Source organism: Nitrospirota bacterium, assembly GCA_030645475.1.
Lineage (GTDB): Bacteria > Nitrospirota > Nitrospiria > Nitrospirales > Nitrospiraceae > Palsa-1315.
In genome coordinates, this window is sequence record JAUSMA010000071.1 from 106,348 (window position 1) to 125,217 (window position 18,870).

The window sequence follows — 18,870 nt, forward strand, 5'->3', positions numbered from 1 at the left end:
TGCCAGCTTCGGTCTCGCATCTCTCAGAGGCTCAACGTACCGCAAGGGTACCCCTCCGCCTCTTCGCTCGCTGCGGCCTTGCTGGACAGCCTTGTTGAGCATTCTGATGCTTATGTTGACATCAACACCATCAAGAAAGATTTTAATGGCGACGCTTCAAATGATCCTTCCACGCTTGCTCATACTTCTCTTCAGGGATGGAGGCTGATGGATCTTCCCCTGCGCGCGTCAGCCCTCATCCCACACTTCACTTTCAAGGGCGGCCTGGTCGATCCTCGATTGCGCGCGTCGAACGAGCACATTCTTATCGTGCGCGTTCCGCGAGCAAGAGGACGACCAGGCTGCCCTCTCCCCCGCTACTTATTCTGCCGATCGAACTCCTTCACCATCTGATCGGTCACATCCAGGGCAGGCTGATGGTAGAGTACGACTTTGATCGCAATCTCGCTCCCCTTGTCGATGATCGCAACGTAGCCATTCTTTTCTGCCACGGCCTGGGCAGCCGCTTGCACTTTCTTCGAGTACTCTGCCACCATGTCACGTTGCTTTTGTTGAATCTCGCGATTGAAGTCGCCCAACCGACGTTGATAGGCCTCCAGTTTGGCCTGGAACTGATTCTGCTTCTCCTGCTTCGCACTGTCGGTCAATTTCCCGTCTTGAATCGTCTGTTCCAACTCTTTCAACTCTTGATCGTCGGCATTGATGATTTTCTGTCTGGTCGTAGAGTAGGACTTCAGCTCTTCTAAGGCCCGCTTGCCGGCCTTCGACTGCTCGATGACCGCTTGCTGATCCATCACCCCAACCTTCGGGACATCAGCCGACAACCCCGGCGACACCATCATCAACCACAATCCCACGGCACCGACTAGACCAGTCACACTCATTCGTTCCATCGAGTCCTCCTCTTTATCCTCAATGCTGACTCACCCGTCCCGCTATTCTCCCAAGTTTCGCTCCTCACGCCGGCTACGGATACTCGCGGTTAAATTCGTCGATCACCTGGCCTGTAATATCGAGCCCTTCATCGCTATATAACGTGGGGCCTCCCTTTCCCTTGTCCATGACGACCTGGAGCCCCAGGCGCTTGGAGACTTTTCCCACGACATGCTCCACCTTTTCACGAAACCCTTCGAGCACGTCTTTTTGCTTCTCTTGAACCTCCCGGTTCATGTCTCCGGCTTTCTGCTGATACTCCGCCATCCTGCGCCGAAACTGCTCTTCACGCTCCCGTTTCGCTGTCGGGCTCAATACGCTGGCCTGTCTCCCAAAATCCTCCTCCATACGGCGAAGCTCTTTTTCTTCCAGCTCGATCAAGGCCTGACGATTCTTAGAGAAGGCACTCAAGGAATCCTTGGCCTTCTTTCCCGCATTTGTCTCGCTGAGGACACGGGCTGGATCGACGAGACCCACCTTCCCCTCAACCTTCGCCACGCCGGCAGCGCAGCCGGCGACAGCAAGGCCCATGGCAAGACAAACCGCAGAGAACAGAGTCCGACATACATGGTCAACCTGCATCACACCGCTACCTCGCTCATGGTCATAGACTTGTCCCATTAGAACAGCGAACCGATCGTAAACTCGAACACTCCTTTACGTTCACGCTCACGGGCTTCAAGATTCAACCCATACGCGGCGCGGAGGGGCCCGAACGGTGAGATCCATCGCCCTTCAATACCGGCGGACTTCCGCAACTTAAACGAGAGCGGTTCATTGTCGTCAAAGCCTTTCCCATAGTCAAAGAAGATCACCCCGTTGAGTTTGGCATCGGCAGAAATCGTAAAGATAAAATCGGTATTGACGATCAACTCTTTGGTGGCGCCAAGCAGCGAATTGTTGAGCGTCACCGGTCCCGCCTGCCCGAACACGAAGCCGCGCATCGTATTGATACCGCCGACAAAATATCGTTCGGTCAGCGGAATAGGCTTGCCCTCCATGCCGACCGCAGCGCCATAGCGGGCATGGACCGATACCCGCGTATCGAACGGCAACGGCGTATATTTCATCAGGTCCAACGAATATTTATAGAAGTTATTGCTTCCGCCCAGGTAGGGCGTCCCCAAATCGAAGCCCACGGAGGCGCGCCAACCGGTACGGGGATCTAAATAGTAGTCTCTCGTGTCACGAGCCAGCGAGGTCCGAAACCCGGTCGTCGTCTGATTTCCAAGCTGGCCGCAGACAAGAGGAAACAGATCTGGACAAATTCCTTCCTGTGGATCGCTGAAATTCAGCTGCTCCGCAAAAAGGCTGATACTCCCTGTCGCATATTCAGAAAGCCAGCGGCCGAACGTGATACTGGCGCCGGCTTTCTTCTCAAAATAGGTGATGTAGTTGGTCATGCTGCGATAGACGTCCAACTGCATCGAGGTCAAGGAATCTTCTAAATAGGGATTCCGAAATGTGATCAACCCAAGGGTGCGCTGCTGGCCCAACTGGCCGCGGATTCGCCCCATCCAGCCATTCCCGCCGAGATTACCTTCTGTAATATCGGCAATTGCGACCAACTTGTCCAAGGTGCTGAACCCGCCGCCGACGCTGAACTGGCCGGTCGGTTTTTCTTTCACGCGGACGTTCAGATCGACCTTATCCGCTGCCACCTGCGCCGGAAGAATTTCCACCGTCTCGAAAAAGTTCAAGTTGTTGAGCCGCTGAAAGCTCCGCTTCAAGGAGGGAGTATCGATCACGTCCTGTTCGTCGACGCGAATTTCACGGCGAATGACATTGTCTTTCGTTTTATCGTTCCCATTGATGTTGATTTGGCGAATCCGCATCATCTCCCCCTCCTTAATGGTCAAGATGATGGTTGCGGTCCGCTCCTCTACATTCGGCGTCACACTGGGCGAGATGTCGGCAAAAGCATACCCTTTACTTCCATAGAGATCGTTGAGCCGCGTAATCTCGTCACGGATTTTCTGTCGCTGAAAGATCTCTCCGTCCTTCATCTTGAGCCCCTGTCGGAGCTCCGGATCTTCGAATACCGTATTCCCGCGGAACCCGATTTCGCCAATGGTGAACGGCTCTCCCTCCATCACCGCATACGTCACGACGAACCACTTCTTGTCGTCGCTCAGTTCCACCGTCGGCAGCCCGGCCTGGGCGTTCAAATAGCCCTTGTTGAGCAAGACCTCTTTGATCCGCTCGACGTCGTTATTCATCTCTTCCCGCTTCAAGACGCCGGCATCCGAGAGAAACGACGGCAACTTCAGCTGCGAGAATAGACCGTGCCAGGGAATCCATTCCCGCGTCGCCATCACCTTGAACATCTCGTCTTTCGTCGCAGCATGCAGGCCGTCGAATACCACCGTCTTGATGCGCGCCTTGTCCCCTTCTTTCACGAAAAACGTCAGGCGCTTCCGATCCTCGTCCAAGGTCTGCACGATCGGGGTCACCCGAGCATTGAAGTAGCCGTCCTCTTGATAAGTCAGACGAATCTTCTCCGCACTCTCTTTGGCCTGGAGCTGATCGAGAAAGGCCTGGCTCTTGATCGTGATCTTCTCTTTCAACTTATCGTCGCTCAGTTCTTGATTCCCATCGAACACGATCTCGGTGATAAAGGGCTTCTCACGAACCAGAAAGGCCAGGGCTACCCCGCCCTTCCCCGATTCCGTCTCCATCTGCACATCTTCGAAGAACCCGGTTTCGTACAGAATTTTAATTTGCCCACGAACATTCTCAGGGGTGTAGGGATCGCCGGGCTTCAGCGTCAATCGACCGGCAATCGCCGGCAACTCGATCCGCTTGTTGCCTCGAATCTCAATTGCCGTCACTTTGACCCCGGCAGGCTCCACTGCAACCGCAGGCATCGGTAACAGACCACAGACCAGGGCGATCAGTATCATGACAAGGAGCCAGCGAGGCCCATATGAGCAGCCAGCACTACTCACTGAATCTGAATCCGACAGGCAGAAAACGACAATGACAACCTCATCTTGGACAATCCTACGTTGAGCTGTGACTGCGCACCGTACACCTATGACCCCACCATACTCCGGACCTATCGGGAGCAGATGCTGAGGGCGCAGAGGAGATTGCGGACGTGAGAGACCGACGCGCTGAGCGCACAGGCGTCACCTACGGCAACATGCGTGCAAAACTCTCGGATTATATTGAGCAAGTATTTGAATGTAAAGCTAACCGCCCACATTATTCGCGCAAATGGCGAGCGCACACAGGAGTAACACGACTCACGAGACGGGCAAGAGGGATGACGCTGCTAGGTTCCCAGAACGCTGAACGTCCTATCGAGCCATTCACACAGGTCTCGCCCGTCTCGCGTGCGCATGGCCTCTGCGCTCCATTCCTTGACATCGCCTACCCCATCACATAGTATCGGCGCATGTCACGCTTCGAAGTCCGCAAAGCCGTGATTCCAGCCGCAGGCCTTGGCACTCGCTTCCTGCCTGCGACGAAAGCCTCTCCCAAAGAAATGTTACCGCTCGTCGACAAGCCGCTGATTCAATATGCGGTGGAAGAAGCGGTCGCCTCAGGGATCGAAGACATTATCATCATCACCGGACGGGGCAAACGCGCGATCGAAGATCACTTCGACCGCTCCGTCGAACTGGAAGAAAATCTCAAGGGCAGCGGCAAAGCGCAGCTCTTGAGCCAGATGCGGCACATCTCCACGCTCGCCAACTTTTGTTACGTCCGTCAATCGGAAGCGCTGGGGCTGGGCCATGCCGTCCTCTGCGCCCAACGGCTGATCGGGGACGAGCCCTTTGCCGTCATTTTGGGCGACGAAATCATCGATGCCCCGATGCCAGGCCTCGCACAACTCATTCATGCCTACAAAAAACGCCACGGGGCAATCCTCGGGGTGCAGGAAGTCCCCCACCAAGAGGTCAACCGCTATGGAATCGTCACGCCTCGACGGGTCTCAGCAGGTTTGCATCGAGTCGAAGGCCTGATCGAAAAACCGTCGCCGTCCGAAGCGCCCTCCAATCTCGCGGTCATCGGTCGCTACGTCCTGCCGCCGGAGATTTTCTCCATTCTCCGAAAGACCCAGCCGGGGAAAAATGGCGAGATCCAATTGACCGACGCCCTCCGGGAACTGGCGAAGAAATCTCCGATGTTTGCGCTGGAGATACAAGGCCAGCGATACGACGCCGGTGACAAGTTGGGGTTTCTCATCGCGACCGTCGAGTTCGCGCTCAAGAACCCCTCCCTGGGACCGGACTTCGAGGAATACCTGCAGAATCGTATGCGGTCCTCCGGAGGGCGCAGCACGACACGCTCACGAAAAGCCTAGCCGCGGCACGCAACCAAGGCACCGCATCACCTGTCATTGACGACTGCGCATAACACTGGGACCATACCGATGAACGACTCCATCGAACAAGACTTGCAGCCACCCCAAAACACCGAAATTCCCGACCACCTTCCGCTGTTGCCGGTCCGGGACATCGTCGTCTTCCCCTACATGGTCCTCCCCTTGTTCGTCGGACGTGACATGTCGATCAAAGCGATTGAAGCCGCCTTAGCCGGCAATCGGATGATCTTCCTCGCCACGCAAAAGGCCCTGGACGTCGAAAATCCGACGGCGGACGATATCCATACCATCGGCACGGTCGGCATCATCATGCGGATGCTGAAACTTCCCGATGAGCGCATCAAGGTGCTCGTGCAGGGGGTCTCGAAAGCCAGGATTACCGGCTATATTCAGACCGAGCCCTACTACTCCGTCCGTATCGACAAGCTCACCGAACACAAATCGGCCGGTGCGGCCCTTGAAACCGAAGCCGTCATGCGGACGGTGAAAGAGCAGATCGAACGAATCGTGAGCCTCGGGAAGATTCTGATCCCGGATGTGATGGTCGTCATTGAAAACCTCGAAGACCCCGGCCGCCTCGCCGATATGGTGGCGTCGAATCTTGGACTCAAGGTCGAGGTCACTCAGGCCGTCCTGGAGGTCATCGACCCGATCAAGCGCCTCCGGCACGTCAGCGACATCCTCGGCAAGGAAATCGAAGTCCTCTCCATGCAGCAAAAGATTCAAGCGCAGGCCAAGGGGGAGATGGACAAGACTCAACGCGAATACTTCTTGCGCGAGCAACTCAAAGCCATTCAAAAAGAGCTCGGCGAGCTCGACGAGCGTGCGGAAGAAATCACCGAGTTTCGCAAGCGGATCGCAGAACTCAAGATGCCTGAAAAGGTGCTGAAAGAAACCGAAAAACAGCTCAAACGCCTTGAGAAAATGCATCCGGATACCGCCGAGTCTGCGACCGTCAGGACCTACATCGAATGGATCGTGGAACTGCCCTGGTCCAAGCGATCGAAAGACAACCTCGACCTCAAAGCTGCCTCCAAAGTGCTCAACGAAGATCACTACGATCTGGAAAAAGTCAAAGAGCGGATCCTTGAGTATCTCGCCGTACGGAAGCTCAAAGACAAAATGAAGGGTCCGATCCTCTGCTTCGTCGGGCCACCAGGCGTCGGAAAAACCTCACTCGGGAAGTCGATCGCCCGCGCGCTCGGCCGTGAGTTTGTCCGCATCAGTCTCGGCGGAGTCCGCGATGAAGCTGAAATCCGCGGCCATCGACGCACCTATGTCGGCGCGCTCCCCGGCCGCATCATTCAAGGCATGAAACAGGCCGGCACCAATAATCCTGTCTTTATGCTGGACGAAGTGGACAAGGTCGGCATGGATTTCCGCGGCGATCCTTCCGCCGCCTTACTCGAAGTGCTCGACCCCGAACAGAACAACTCGTTCACGGACCATTACCTGGGTGTGCCCTTCGACCTGACCGACGTGCTGTTCATTGCGACCGCCAACCTGATCGATCCGATCTTGCCGGCCTTACGCGACCGGATGGAAGTCATCGGCATCCCCGGCTATACCGAAGAAGAAAAGTTGGGCATCGCCCAGAAATACCTGATCCCCCGGCAGCTCAACGAACATGGCATCACCGAAAAACATGTCCGCATCGCCGAGCCGGCGGTGCGTCAGATCATCGCCAACTATACGCGTGAAGCCGGCGTCCGGAATCTTGAGCGGGAAATCGCCAACGTCATGCGCAAGGTGGCCAAGAAAGTAGCGGAAGGGAAAGGCGTCGGGTTCCCCGTGAATCCCGCCAACCTGCATAAGTATCTCGGCGTCCCCAAGTTCGTGCCCGAAGAAGAATTGAAGGTAGACGAGATCGGCGTGGCCACCGGGTTAGCCTGGACGGAGTCCGGCGGCGATGTGCTCTACATCGAAGCCACCGCCATGAAGGGCAAGGGGCAACTGACCCTTACCGGCCAGCTGGGCGATGTGATGAAAGAGTCCGCACAGGCCGCCTTGAGCTATGTCCGATCGCGCGAGCGCACGCTCGGCATCGACCCGGACGTCTTCACCACGCAGGATCTCCATATCCATGTGCCGGCTGGAGCGATCCCCAAGGACGGACCGTCCGCGGGCATCACCATGGCCATCGCCATTGCTTCGACCTTGTCGCAAATCCCGGTACGCCGTGATCTGGCCATGACCGGCGAAATCACACTCCGCGGGCGAGTGCTCCCCATCGGCGGATTGAAGGAAAAGCTGTTGGCGGCCAAACGAGCCAAACTGACCACCGTGATTCTTCCAAAACGCAATAAGAAGGATCTCGACGAGATTCCCAAGCATATTTTGAAGGGCATCCAACTCGTCTTTGCCGACACGATGGACGATGTGATGAAAGTCGCGCTCCGGCGGGGCCCGAAACCCGCGCGCCCAACGGGCAAACCCCAGACACCGCAGCCACAACAGAAAAAATCAGCCGGCCGCGCAAAGACCGGGCGAACGGCTCGCTCGCTGCCGGTGCATGCAGCCACCACGACCACGCGACCACGACAATTGCACTAGCCTGCATTATTCATGAGCACTTCTGCTGCAATCGCGGATTCGCTGCTCCGACAAGCCTTCGGCGGGCAGGCTCGCGGCTTAGCCACTCAACGTACTATTCACGTACGCCTCGTGGCTAAACCGCTCCGCATGCCCGTCTCGCAACGCGACTCCGTGATTTCGCAACGAACTGTCATAAATAATGCAGGCTAGTATGGCCTCGAAGGTCGGCACGAAGGCCCGCTCCCCGATCCGCGAATTCGATCTCATTCGAACGCTCCAACAACGGCATGGTCGCAAGAGTCTCTCGGTCATTCGAGGGATCGGCGACGATGCCGCCGTGGTGACCTCAGGAGCCGGACGGTGGAGCGTACTGACCACCGACCTGCTCGCAGAAGGCATCCACTTCGATCTCCGAACCGCCACGATGGCTGATATTGGGTTTCGCGCGGCAGCAGCCAACCTCAGCGACATCGCCGCGATGGGAGCCACGCCCCAATATATACTCGTCGCCTTGGCCATTCCCCGCACCGGCACCAGCGACCAGGTTCAGCAGCTCTACCGGGGCATGATGGCCGCCTGCCGCCTACATCACGTAGAACTCATCGGTGGCGACACCTCGGCCTCCGACGGCGGATGGTTTATCAGCGTGACGCTGGTCGGCATGGTTCCTCCTCGCAAGGCACTGTTCCGGAACGGTGCAGGCATTGGAGATCTGCTCTACGTCACCGGGACGATCGGCGATTCTTTGGCCGGCCTCATGCTGCTGAACGAACTGCCGCCCCGCAAGAAACAACGTCCTGGTACCGCAGCACTCTCGCCCAGGCACCGACAGTTCCTGATCGGACGGCACCTGCGTCCGACGGCCCGCATCGCAGAAGGCCAATGGCTCAGCTCCCATCGCCTCGCCACCTCAGCCATCGACATATCAGACGGCCTGTCCGGCGATCTCCGCCATATCTGTGAAGAAAGCCATGTCGGCGCGGAACTCGATCTTGGCGCGCTTCCCGTCTCGCCCGCCTGCCGCGCCTATGCGGCAGCTCGAACACTCGACCCGGTGGCGCTGGCACTGACCGGAGGCGAAGATTATGAGTTGCTCTTTACCCTCTCGCCGCGTCACCAGGCGCAGGCTGAACAGGCTGCTAAGACCCATCGATTTCGCATCACCTGCATCGGCGCCATTCGCCCGGCTCGACATGGAGTCCAAGCCGTTGGCCCCGATGGAAAGAAGCGCCCGTTGCCGATCACCAGTTACGAACATTTCAGGTAACCGGCCCTCGCAACCATACCTATGGCCAGGCTCCCATCATTTCGATCGCTGCTGAAACAGGTCCTCCATCTGCGGGAATCGCCGCAGCGAACGGCCATGGCCTTTGCCATTGGCGTCTTCATTGCCTTTTCCCCGACCTATGGCTTGCACACCCTCATGGTGCTCTTCTGCACCTGGGCCTTAGGCTTGAACTTTCTCGCCCTCATGATAGGCGCCTTCATCAACAACCCCTGGACCATCGTCCCGATCCTTGGCGCCACCTACTGGGTCGGCGCACTCTTGCTCGGCCGTTCGGACGGCCCGTCCTTCGACTGGCACGATCTGAGTTTCACGGCAATCTATGAACAGGTCATGCCCTACGCCGTCCCCTTCTTTCTCGGCGGATTAGTCTTGAGCCTCCTCGGTGCGATCCTCGCCTACCCCCTCGCCTACTATTTCCTGGCCAAACATCGGCAGTCACACCCACTGAACCAAACAGAGCCATTGCTGCCTCCGCAAGATGTAGGCTAAGATCGATTGCATGACTGAATCCGGTCATCACTCCAATGCTCCCTATGATGGGTCGGCACTGATCGCCGATCCCATCCACCAATACGTCTCCTTCACCGTGCCATTCTCCACTCCGGACCCGCACGAACGGACGGAAAAGGATCTGATCGATTCCCCCTGGGTCCAGCGCCTGCGCTATATCTATCAGCTTCAAAGCGCCCGTTGGGTCTACCCCTCTGCGGAACATACCCGCTTCGTCCATTCGCTCGGCACCATGCATGTGGCAGGCCGCTTCGCACGGCATCTCTATCCGTTTCTCAAGAAAGCGGTCAAAGACGTCCCCTCAGCGAACTATGTCGAGGAATTTCTCCGCGTCACGGCGCTCGCGCATGACATCGGCCATGGGCCCTTCTGCCATTTCTTCGACGACAACTATTTGCACGCCTTCGGCGCCAGTCATGAAAAACTCGGGCAGATCATCATCCGCGACCATCTGGGCCCGATCATCCGCAAGATCAGGCGCAGCCCGTCCGGCCCCTTCACCAAAGGCGAGGAACTCAACCCCGACCAGATCGCCCATGTGATCCTCAAGGAAAAGGGCAAAGACAACTCCCGCATTCCCCGATGGCTCAACATGCTGCAACCGGTCATTTCCGGCAGCTATACCGCAGACAACCTCGACTATGTCCTGCGCGACTCCTATATGTGCGGGGTCGCAGTCGGCCCGGTCGATCTCTCCAGACTCATTCACTACACGATCATCACGGACAAGGGATTCACGATCCATAAGACCGGCCTTCCGGCCCTGCAGATGTTCCTCAACACCCGGATGTATCTCTATTCCAACGTCTACTATCACCGGACCACACGCGCCATCGACATCCACCTCCGTGACATTTTCGGCGACACCATGAAACTCCTCTTCCCCCACGACCCCCGCAAGAAGATGGAGGAGTACCTGATGCTGACCGACTGGTCTCTACTGGAACAGGTACGGGGATGGAAGACCTCACGCCATGCGACCGAACGGCGCCTGGGCGCGGAATGGCAGCGGATTCTCGTCCGCGACGTGAAATGGAAAATGGCCTATAGCACCGTGCTCAAAGAAAAGGGCCAGGAGCGAGGCATGGACTTTCCCAGCCACGCGCACTTCGAAGAACAGATCAAAAAAGAATTACCGGCAAAGCTCAAAAAAGTGGAGTTCCGCGTCGACATGGCGCCGCTCGACCCAAGGCCAGACCCCAAAGACCGGCGCGGCAATCCCCTCTATGTGTATGACCCCGGCACCAAAGGCGTCTCGACCGACCCACTAGAAGAGTTCCTCGACCTACTGCCCACACGCCTGGTCCAATTCCGCGTCTATACCCTCGACCATGACCACGATGAAGCCCTCTCCCGCGCCACGGCGACGGTGCTGAACAAGACCCCGTCGAGTCTCGAATAGAATGACGAATCGGAAGGCGGGCTGGGCCGGAGGGCTTCGCTTTCGTGCCTCTCGGAGCAGCCCTTCCGGGCTCGGCCGAGTGGAACCCTTCTGGAATTCCTTCCGCTGCGATCTGACAATCGCAGGCTTCAGTCAGTTCCAGCTTTCCTTCTCGGCCAAGCCTCGGTGGGCAACCCGCTCCTTCGGCAACGTGCGCTCAGCCGACGACACAGCCTTTGAGAACGCAAACGAAAATGCGAAGCACTGACCTGAAAAACCAGACATCCATGCCCTGTTCTGAGGAAGAAGGAACCAATCCCCTCCTGAAGATTCGCACGCGCCTGGAAGTTTAAACGAACCTCTGCTACAGTACTGAGACAAGTGAGGTTCCTCATGAGTCAGACCACAGAGACAGCCATGAAGTTGCTTGAACGCTTGCCGGAAGAGGCGCAGATGCAGGTACTCGAAGCCCTGCGTCAACTTGTCGCCGAATCGAACGATGATGCACAATGGGATACATTATTTCAGGGAAGCCAGAATATGCTCGCCGCAGCGGCTCGTAATGCCCGAGCAGAAGTCCTAGCAGGAAAGGCTGCTCCGATGGATTTCAACAAGCTTTGACCTCCCTCACGCTACCCAGTTTTTGGGAAGCGTACTATCGCCTTCCCGATCACATTCGACAGGCCGCGCGAAAGGCCTTCTTCCTCTGGAAACAATCCCCCGCTCACCCCTCCCTCCACTTTAAGTGCGTGAACCACGACGACCGCGTATGGTCGGTCCGCATCACACTCGGCTATCGTGCGCTGGGAATTGTGGACGAAGACACCATCACGTGGTTCTGGATTGGCAACCACCAAACCTATGAGCGGCGGCTCTAAACGGCCCACGCGCAGCATGCTGTAAGCGACGTATGCGACAGGTCGGAGGATGCGTGGAGACCGACCGAGTACGCCATCGCCACCCAGCTCGCGCCTTCCCGCTGCACGGCAACATGCGCTCAGCCTCCGGCACAGCCCTAGATGGATTTGAAGAGAAAGCTGACAGCCTGCGGCTGCACTGCAATACTGACGACAGCGGTATCCATGACGACCACCATCTGCGCGGAGGACCATCATGCAGGTATTCTTCAGACTCCTATTCCTGGGACTCTGTCTCGTGATCGATAGCGCTCACGCGCAAATGCCACTTAGCGGACAGAACCAAGCCGGCATCCTGAAGCTGCTAGGGGAACTGCCGCCTGACACGATGAAGAAGGTTGAGGCGTTAGGAAAGATCCTGCAACAGAATGTGAAAGACGGAAAGCTGACCGACGCACAGATGCACGAGGAATTGATGTCGGGCAATCTGGATCAAAAGATCAGAGGCCTCAACCCCGAAGCCGGTCCCCTGCTCGACGACATCGGTCAGGCCATGAAGAACCATCCCAACGCCGAGAACCTGCCGAATCTGCTGAATGGAATGATGGAAGCCGGCAAGTAGCGCCGGCCTGCTCGGCTACGCAACTTGGTTTGCGCCAAGCTTCGCTCGAACAGCCGTTCACACCGGGCTCGCCTACGCGACGACATCGATCCGGCAACTGCACACATCCCGCAAGACTCGCTCCCCGCCATTGCGCATTACGACCAGATTTGGTACAAGCCGATCACACCATCCACTCCAAGAGCCCTCCCCGGATTTTATGGCACTCACGGTTTTCTTCATTGTCGCTGGAACTGCTGCAATTCATGCGTTATTCGGCGTAGGACTCCTCCTATTCGGCACGCCCATTCTTCTTTTGTTAGGATATGACTACCTGACGATCCTCGAATGGCTGCTGCCCATCGCGCTTGCGATTAATCTCCTCCAGGTCGTCTTGTATTACGCACACGTCGATTGGAGGTTCTATCGATTCAGCCTACTTGTGAGTCTTCCGTGGGTGATTGCCTGCTCACTCGTTATTACCCACATCGATCTTGCTATCGGCCCTATCATCGGGGTGCTCCTCATTCTCGTCGCATTGCAACACATCTCGTCTCGTACCAATACTATCCTGACACACCTCATGCGACACGAAGGCGTCTATTGCGCGCTCATGGGAGCCGTGCAAGGGCTGACCAGTCTCGGAGGCTCGTTGCTGAGCGCGCTGATTCAGACCAAACCCTACGACAAACACACCGCACGGGCCACAACGGCAGCGACCTATGGAACATTTGTATTCATCCAGCTGCTGTTACTGCTGAACTCCTCTCACCCGATCACTCAGGCATCGACACAGACTATCCCCCTGGCCTTAGTCGGACTGGGGGCATTTGCCGTCGTCGAACATACCCTGTACTCCAAACTCGATCGAGACCGCTATAGAACGATCCTCGCTGGATTCCTCCTTGCCTCTGGCCTCCTTCTGATCGGAAAAAGCGCCTTCACCTACTAAGCTCGCATCAAAACCGCTGAGCGCTCCCTTCTCCACACCCCCCTCCAACGGACGACTCGGCGATCGCCTGCAGTTGCAACCATCGCGTCACATCGATCACGCAAGACTCCGACAACATGGTGTCACGTCAAGCAACGACCCCAGAGATCCTCCCCGCGTGAGCCGGTTTCAATCCTCGCCCGTCCCGAAGGACGGGCGCTACGATGTCTCCCGGCAAGCGGTTGCCCAGACCTAGTTCATCCCCACTCGCGTGGGGAACACGGCCTGTGCTTTCGTCATGGGCTGCTCCAATCCGGTTCATCCCCACTCGCGTGGGGAACACGGCAATGCCGAGGCGAGCGAGTCGTTCTATCACGGTTCATCCCCACTCGCGTGGGGAACACCCAGTTGCGCCCATCGTCGTGACCCGATCATGCGGTTCATCCCCACTCGCGTGGGGAACACGCCAGCTTCCGATTCTCCCACGTACTCATCGCCGGTTCATCCCCACTCGCGTGGGGAACACTCGAGCAATGGAAAACTCTCCCGTATCCCCTACGGTTCATCCCCACTCGCGTGGGGAACACAGCTGGCCATCATGGCAAACGCCTCGGCATGGCGGTTCATCCCCACTCGCGTGGGGAACACCTGGTATTCCGACTTCCTCTCAGATGATCGGGCGGTTCATCCCCACTCGCGTGGGGAACACACTAGCCCCGTTGAATTGCCCGAAAGGGTCGGCGGTTCATCCCCACTCGCGTGGGGAACACTCTGGCTCCTGCCTGTTCCATTCCCAGAACAGCGGTTCATCCCCACTCGCGTGGGGAACACCCGCGCACGACATCCCAGACCACCACCGCCGCCGGTTCATCCCCACTCGCGTGGGGAACACGGAGACTACCACGATTTCACGTCACGCGATTCCGGTTCATCCCCACTCGCGTGGGGAACACGCTTGCCCGGTATGCCCATGTCGGATAATCGCCGGTTCATCCCCACTCGCGTGGGGAACACATCGGCACCGGAACGACTCCGTTCAATGAGAACGGTTCATCCCCACTCGCGTGGGGAACACGTCCACATTGAACACCTCAGTTTGGAAATAGACGGTTCATCCCCACTCGCGTGGGGAACACGTTCCAATCCGAGAGGGAGGGGTCCGGTGTACCGGTTCATCCCCACTCGCGTGGGGAACACAGAGCCTGGCAGAATCCATCCGCACCCACGGCCGGTTCATCCCCACTCGCGTGGGGAACACACCCGCGTGGTCAAGGGGAACTCGATCAAAAACGGTTCATCCCCACTCGCGTGGGGAACACAGCGAGAGCAGCCGGGCGGTGGCGTGCTCCAGCGGTTCATCCCCACTCGCGTGGGGAACACTCGTCGAGTTCAGTCAGGCTCATGCGCAGTTCCGGTTCATCCCCACTCGCGTGGGGAACACGTTCACATCCATCACTTGCAACTCCAAGCCGTCGGTTCATCCCCACTCGCGTGGGGAACACCACCTGGCACGATCCTCATGTGAAGGAAAGGTCGGTTCATCCCCACTCGCGTGGGGAACACAGAGGAAAGGCCATCGAGCACGGATGTACCTACGGTTCATCCCCACTCGCGTGGGGAACACAACATTGACAGGGTTGGGCGACTTGGGGCATTCGGTTCATCCCCACTCGCGTGGGGAACACTAGACCTAGATTTCCTTGACCATCCTAAAACGCGGTTCATCCCCACTCGCGTGGGGAACACCCTGCTTGCATCCGTTCTGCATATTCCGCGACCGGTTCATCCCCACTCGCGTGGGGAACACTGCTATAGTATTAACAATTTGACCATAAATCCCGGTTCATCCCCACTCGCGTGGGGAACACGTTTACCCCCCGAAAACGAGAATCTACATCACCGGTTCATCCCCACTCGCGTGGGGAACACGAGTCGATTAACACAGGCGTAGAATGTCACGACGGTTCATCCCCACTCGCGTGGGGAACACCACCATAACACGATTGCAGTGGGGTGCAATGACGGTTCATCCCCACTCGCGTGGGGAACACTCCACATGAAAAAGAGGCTACCCCTCTACCCGCGGTTCATCCCCACTCGCGTGGGGAACACAGTACACCGATTCATCACATGTGCTCCGCTGTCGGTTCATCCCCACTCGCGTGGGGAACACTTTTTTCGAGCAGAAAATTTTGACCAACGACCCGGTTCATCCCCACTCGCGTGGGGAACACTCAGTGGGGAGAATTTTGATATCGACGTGGTGCGGTTCATCCCCACTCGCGTGGGGAACACGATCCAGGCCGCATTGTTGACAGACGGAAAATCGGTTCATCCCCACTCGCGTGGGGAACACTATCCAACATTCGTGCGGTTCAGCTAATCGAACGGTTCATCCCCACTCGCGTGGGGAACACTAATCTTCTCGTCAATGCACAGCCGCACTGCGCGGTTCATCCCCACTCGCGTGGGGAACACAATGCACGATGCCTAATTCAACCTTGCCAAGGCGGTTCATCCCCACTCGCGTGGGGAACACACGAGCCCCGTCGAGTTTCCCGAAAGGGTATGCGGTTCATCCCCACTCGCGTGGGGAACACTCCGAGATCCGCACTGTGCCCGCGATGGATGTCGGTTCATCCCCACTCGCGTGGGGAACACGTCCACATTGGTCACCTCAGTTCGGAATTAGACGGTTCATCCCCACTCGCGTGGGGAACACAGAATAGCCAACCGATCCACGTCCGGGCACAGCGGTTCATCCCCACTCGCGTGGGGAACACGGCGTCCATTCGATCCTGCAACCACGATATCACGGTTCATCCCCACTCGCGTGGGGAACACACTTCTTCTAGCCAATTGTTTTACCAAGCAAATCCATCGCCCTTAAAATCCACCGAATTTCTCTGAGCCTGGCACGCATCATGAAGGTTGTGGGTTTGAAGCATCTTCGTCGTACTCTGGAAGAAAGCTGACGAGTTTTGCGCCGTCTATTTCTACGGGAATTCGGCGGTTGGTTCCCAACGTGACGAAGTCGAAGCCAGCTTCGTTATTGGTGCGCCATGCCATCACGGCATTCCCTTCCCCAAGACCAGCCTTCACATGCTCCCAAATATGATCCCGCACTTTGACTGAATAATTCCCGACATACACACCAGCACGAATTTCCAATAGCCAGATGGCAAGCCGCCCGCGTAGTCGAGGCGGCGCGTTTTCAAGCACGATGACCAGCATCGCCGATCTTCTCCTCATTGGGGATGGCCGGAAGAACTTGCTCCTCGAACGGCTTTGGCGGTTGAATTTCTCCCGCCGCCAGCATCTCTTCGATGCCAGGAATGATGCGCTCTAGCAGCTTCGTTTCACGGAAACTGTCGCGGCAGGCCAGGCGAACTTGTTGTTCCGCATTCGCCGGATTCTTGGCTGCAATGCGAAAGGCTAATGGTACGACAGTTTCAAACTTGTAGACATCGGCCACGTCATAGACGAAGGAGAGCGGCTTACCGGTATGGATGAAGCCGATGGCAGGCGCATACCCAGCGGCCAGGACAGCGGCCTCGGTGACGCCATATAAGCAGGATGTGGCGGCAGATAGGCAGCGGTTCGGCAAGTCACTCTTGTCCCATTCACTGGTGTCATAGTTACGAGCTTTCCATTCCACACCGCATTGGGCCGCGAGGCGTTTGTAGGTCTCACGCACCCGTGCGCCTTCAATGCCGCGCAACTGATCCACAGAGCGGCGCTGGGGCGGCTCCTCGCCAAACCGGAGCGCGTACATTTTCCGGACCACTTTCAAGCGCAGTTCATCATCGAGCGCCAGCTTGGCTTGGTAGAGAAGGCGATCTGCGCGGGCGCCTCCTGGTTGGCCAGCCGAGTAGAGTCGAACACCGGCTTCGCCTATCCATACCAGCAACGTACCTGCACGAGCCGCCAGGGCGCAGGCTGCGTGAGATACTCGCGTACCAGGCTCCAGCATCAAACACACGACACCCCCAACAGGGATATGCGTCCGTACACCGTTTTTATCCACCACCACAAAGGCCCCGTCGAGGACATCGAGTTGACCATACTCAATATAGAGCACAGACAGACGTTCTTTGATGGCAATGGGTTTGAGCGGGGGCAGAATGTCAGCCATGCAAAGACTCCAATCCTTTTCACGTCATGCTATCGGTGACACGGAGAGGAGCCCAAGCCCTAAGGCTTTGCCATGCCCGATACCCGTATGCAGTACCTTCACAAATGCGTCCGCGTCGGTCACTGTTATGACACCATCGTACAAAACCGAAAAGACACGGATCGCGTTGCCGTGCTGCTGTGTGCCACTGAGCATCTGTTCTTGATAAACCCGTACATCAATCCGATCTGGCCCCACTTCTGAAAGATCGAAGGAGGACAGTAGTGGAAGTGCAAACCCGTGCAAGTGGCCTTTTCGCGTAATCCACTGTTCTTGTTCCTCTAGTCGCAGCAAGCCCAACCGCTTGCCAGCACGAGTGACGCAAGGATTGGCTCGCAATCTAAAACGAAAGCGCTGGCCGATTGCGAGTGCATTGAGTTTCAAACGACTCTTCACATCAACAGAAGGATCGGTCTTCGCTAGCCATCCTTTTACACCTATGCCCTCCCAGTCTGGGATCGTCCGACTCTGAACGAGAACCCGTGGACATCCATCGGAACCGGTCTCCGGCTCAAGCCGCCACAGAATTTCTCCTTCCGGGCATTTACGATCCGGAGGGCTAAATGCGCGACACAGCGTGGCATGGAGTTGATACGGGTCTGCCAGATCGCGCCGGGCCTCACGACAGCGTGGGTCGAGATGGATTCTATGCAGAAACATGCGTCACCCCCTGAGGGAAAGGAATCCATTCAGAGTGTACAAACCGCGCGCCGAAGCGCCGTTCGGCAAACGATGACAGCGGTTGGTCCATTTTGAGTACGCCCGAACCGTCCTCGGACTCGAAAGAGACCAATAACTTCTCAGGCAGTTCCTCCCATTTCCGCAGCGTAGCGATCCACGGGCACCGCGCCAAAGTCTCGCGCAACGGTACATCCTGCACAGCGTTCTCCATCCAGATCGACTCGGAGGGTACATAGGATTTTCTGCCCAGAGCTAGAGGCCAGACGGGATCGCGCAGTGCAGCATGTATTCGTTCCAAAAACGTACGGTCTTCGCCTACTAACCCAACCAGGAAGGCTGCGTCGGCCAGATAGTCTCGCGTAGTCACAGCCGTATCGTGGATCTTCGACCTATCAGCAGAAATGATGTGCTGCGCAGTCTGGTAATCACGCTTTGGAACTCCCGGCCGGTCATGACGGACACCCATGGAAAGTTGCGTCAACGGTTCCAGATCATCCCAATTCTCGCGATCGATTCCCATTGCAGCGGCAAGCAGGCCCACAACACCTGACTTGCTGGGTTCCTTCCCTGTATCGCGCTGATCGAAGCGACTGGTCGTCCCCCACGATTGCATGGGGCCTATGAATCGTAGCAACAGGGTGGACAT

16 protein-coding genes and 1 CRISPR repeat array are annotated in these 18,870 nt (G+C 57.2%); of the genes, 9 read left to right on the forward strand and 7 right to left on the reverse strand.

What is annotated here, in order from left to right:
* Nucleotides 1-356: 356 nt before the first annotated feature.
* The 3 genes from Q7U76_18270 to bamA form a co-directional block, all read right to left on the reverse strand.
* Nucleotides 357-893, reverse strand: a complete 537-nt coding sequence (locus Q7U76_18270; GenBank protein ID MDO8358328.1) for an OmpH family outer membrane protein — start codon at nt 891-893, stop codon at nt 357-359.
* 73 nt (nt 894-966) lie between these two features.
* The gene (locus Q7U76_18275) at nt 967-1,554 is read right to left on the reverse strand and encodes an OmpH family outer membrane protein (protein ID MDO8358329.1); all 588 of its coding nucleotides are present in this window, start codon (nt 1,552-1,554) and stop codon (nt 967-969) included.
* A complete protein-coding gene (gene bamA, locus Q7U76_18280) occupies nt 1,554-3,836 on the reverse strand; it encodes an outer membrane protein assembly factor BamA (GenBank protein ID MDO8358330.1) in 2,283 nt (760 codons plus the stop codon). The genes Q7U76_18275 and bamA overlap by 1 nt, the downstream gene beginning before the upstream one ends.
* A 497-nt stretch (nt 3,837-4,333) precedes the next feature.
* On the opposite strand from bamA, the gene galU reads away from it, so the two are divergent.
* The 9 genes from galU to Q7U76_18325 all read left to right on the forward strand — a co-directional run bounded on the left by galU (nt 4,334) and on the right by Q7U76_18325 (nt 13,390).
* Nucleotides 4,334-5,245 carry a UTP--glucose-1-phosphate uridylyltransferase GalU gene (galU, locus tag Q7U76_18285; protein MDO8358331.1) on the forward strand — a complete coding sequence of 304 codons (912 nt, stop codon included), beginning with the start codon at nt 4,334-4,336 and terminating at the stop codon, nt 5,243-5,245.
* Between the two features lie 69 nt (nt 5,246-5,314).
* A complete protein-coding gene (gene lon, locus Q7U76_18290; protein ID MDO8358332.1) occupies nt 5,315-7,819 on the forward strand; it encodes an endopeptidase La in 2,505 nt (834 codons plus the stop codon).
* Nucleotides 7,820-8,012: 193 nt separating this feature from the next.
* Nucleotides 8,013-9,068, forward strand: a complete 1,056-nt coding sequence (thiL, locus tag Q7U76_18295; GenBank protein ID MDO8358333.1) for a thiamine-phosphate kinase — start codon at nt 8,013-8,015, stop codon at nt 9,066-9,068.
* A 21-nt stretch (nt 9,069-9,089) separates the two neighbouring features.
* Nucleotides 9,090-9,578, forward strand: a complete 489-nt coding sequence (locus tag Q7U76_18300; GenBank protein MDO8358334.1) for a DUF2062 domain-containing protein — start codon at nt 9,090-9,092, stop codon at nt 9,576-9,578.
* A gap of 10 nt (nt 9,579-9,588) precedes the next feature.
* Nucleotides 9,589-11,001, forward strand: a complete 1,413-nt coding sequence (locus tag Q7U76_18305; protein ID MDO8358335.1) for an HD domain-containing protein — start codon at nt 9,589-9,591, stop codon at nt 10,999-11,001.
* A gap of 372 nt (nt 11,002-11,373) precedes the next feature.
* Nucleotides 11,374-11,601, forward strand: coding sequence for a hypothetical protein (locus tag Q7U76_18310; protein ID MDO8358336.1), 228 nt, complete (start codon nt 11,374-11,376; stop codon nt 11,599-11,601).
* On the forward strand, nt 11,598-11,858 hold the full coding sequence (locus Q7U76_18315) for a hypothetical protein (protein MDO8358337.1): 261 nt from the start codon (nt 11,598-11,600) through the stop codon (nt 11,856-11,858). Before Q7U76_18310 ends, Q7U76_18315 begins: the two co-directional genes overlap by 4 nt.
* Before the next feature lie 235 nt (nt 11,859-12,093).
* Nucleotides 12,094-12,459, forward strand: coding sequence for a hypothetical protein (locus Q7U76_18320; GenBank protein ID MDO8358338.1), 366 nt, complete (start codon nt 12,094-12,096; stop codon nt 12,457-12,459).
* 199 nt (nt 12,460-12,658) lie between these two features.
* A complete protein-coding gene (locus tag Q7U76_18325; protein MDO8358339.1) occupies nt 12,659-13,390 on the forward strand; it encodes a hypothetical protein in 732 nt (243 codons plus the stop codon).
* Nucleotides 13,391-13,622: 232 nt separating this feature from the next.
* A CRISPR array of direct repeats spans nt 13,623-16,213; the repeat unit is 29 nt; unit sequence CGGTTCATCCCCACTCGCGTGGGGAACAC.
* Between the two features lie 78 nt (nt 16,214-16,291).
* Here the strand turns inward: Q7U76_18325 and cas2e are convergent.
* The 4 genes from cas2e to cas5e are packed head-to-tail and all read right to left on the reverse strand — an operon-like array spanning nt 16,292 to nt 18,870.
* Entirely contained in the window at nt 16,292-16,603 is a 312-nt protein-coding gene (gene cas2e, locus Q7U76_18330; protein ID MDO8358340.1) for a type I-E CRISPR-associated endoribonuclease Cas2e, read from the reverse strand.
* Complete coding sequence (gene cas1e / locus Q7U76_18335) at nt 16,584-17,504, reverse strand: type I-E CRISPR-associated endonuclease Cas1e (GenBank protein ID MDO8358341.1); 921 nt, start codon at nt 17,502-17,504, stop codon at nt 16,584-16,586. Before cas1e ends, cas2e begins: the two co-directional genes overlap by 20 nt.
* Before the next feature lie 24 nt (nt 17,505-17,528).
* Nucleotides 17,529-18,203 carry a type I-E CRISPR-associated protein Cas6/Cse3/CasE gene (cas6e, locus tag Q7U76_18340; GenBank protein ID MDO8358342.1) on the reverse strand — a complete coding sequence of 225 codons (675 nt, stop codon included), beginning with the start codon at nt 18,201-18,203 and terminating at the stop codon, nt 17,529-17,531.
* A complete protein-coding gene (gene cas5e / locus Q7U76_18345) occupies nt 18,190-18,870 on the reverse strand; it encodes a type I-E CRISPR-associated protein Cas5/CasD (GenBank protein ID MDO8358343.1) in 681 nt (226 codons plus the stop codon). Before cas5e ends, cas6e begins: the two co-directional genes overlap by 14 nt.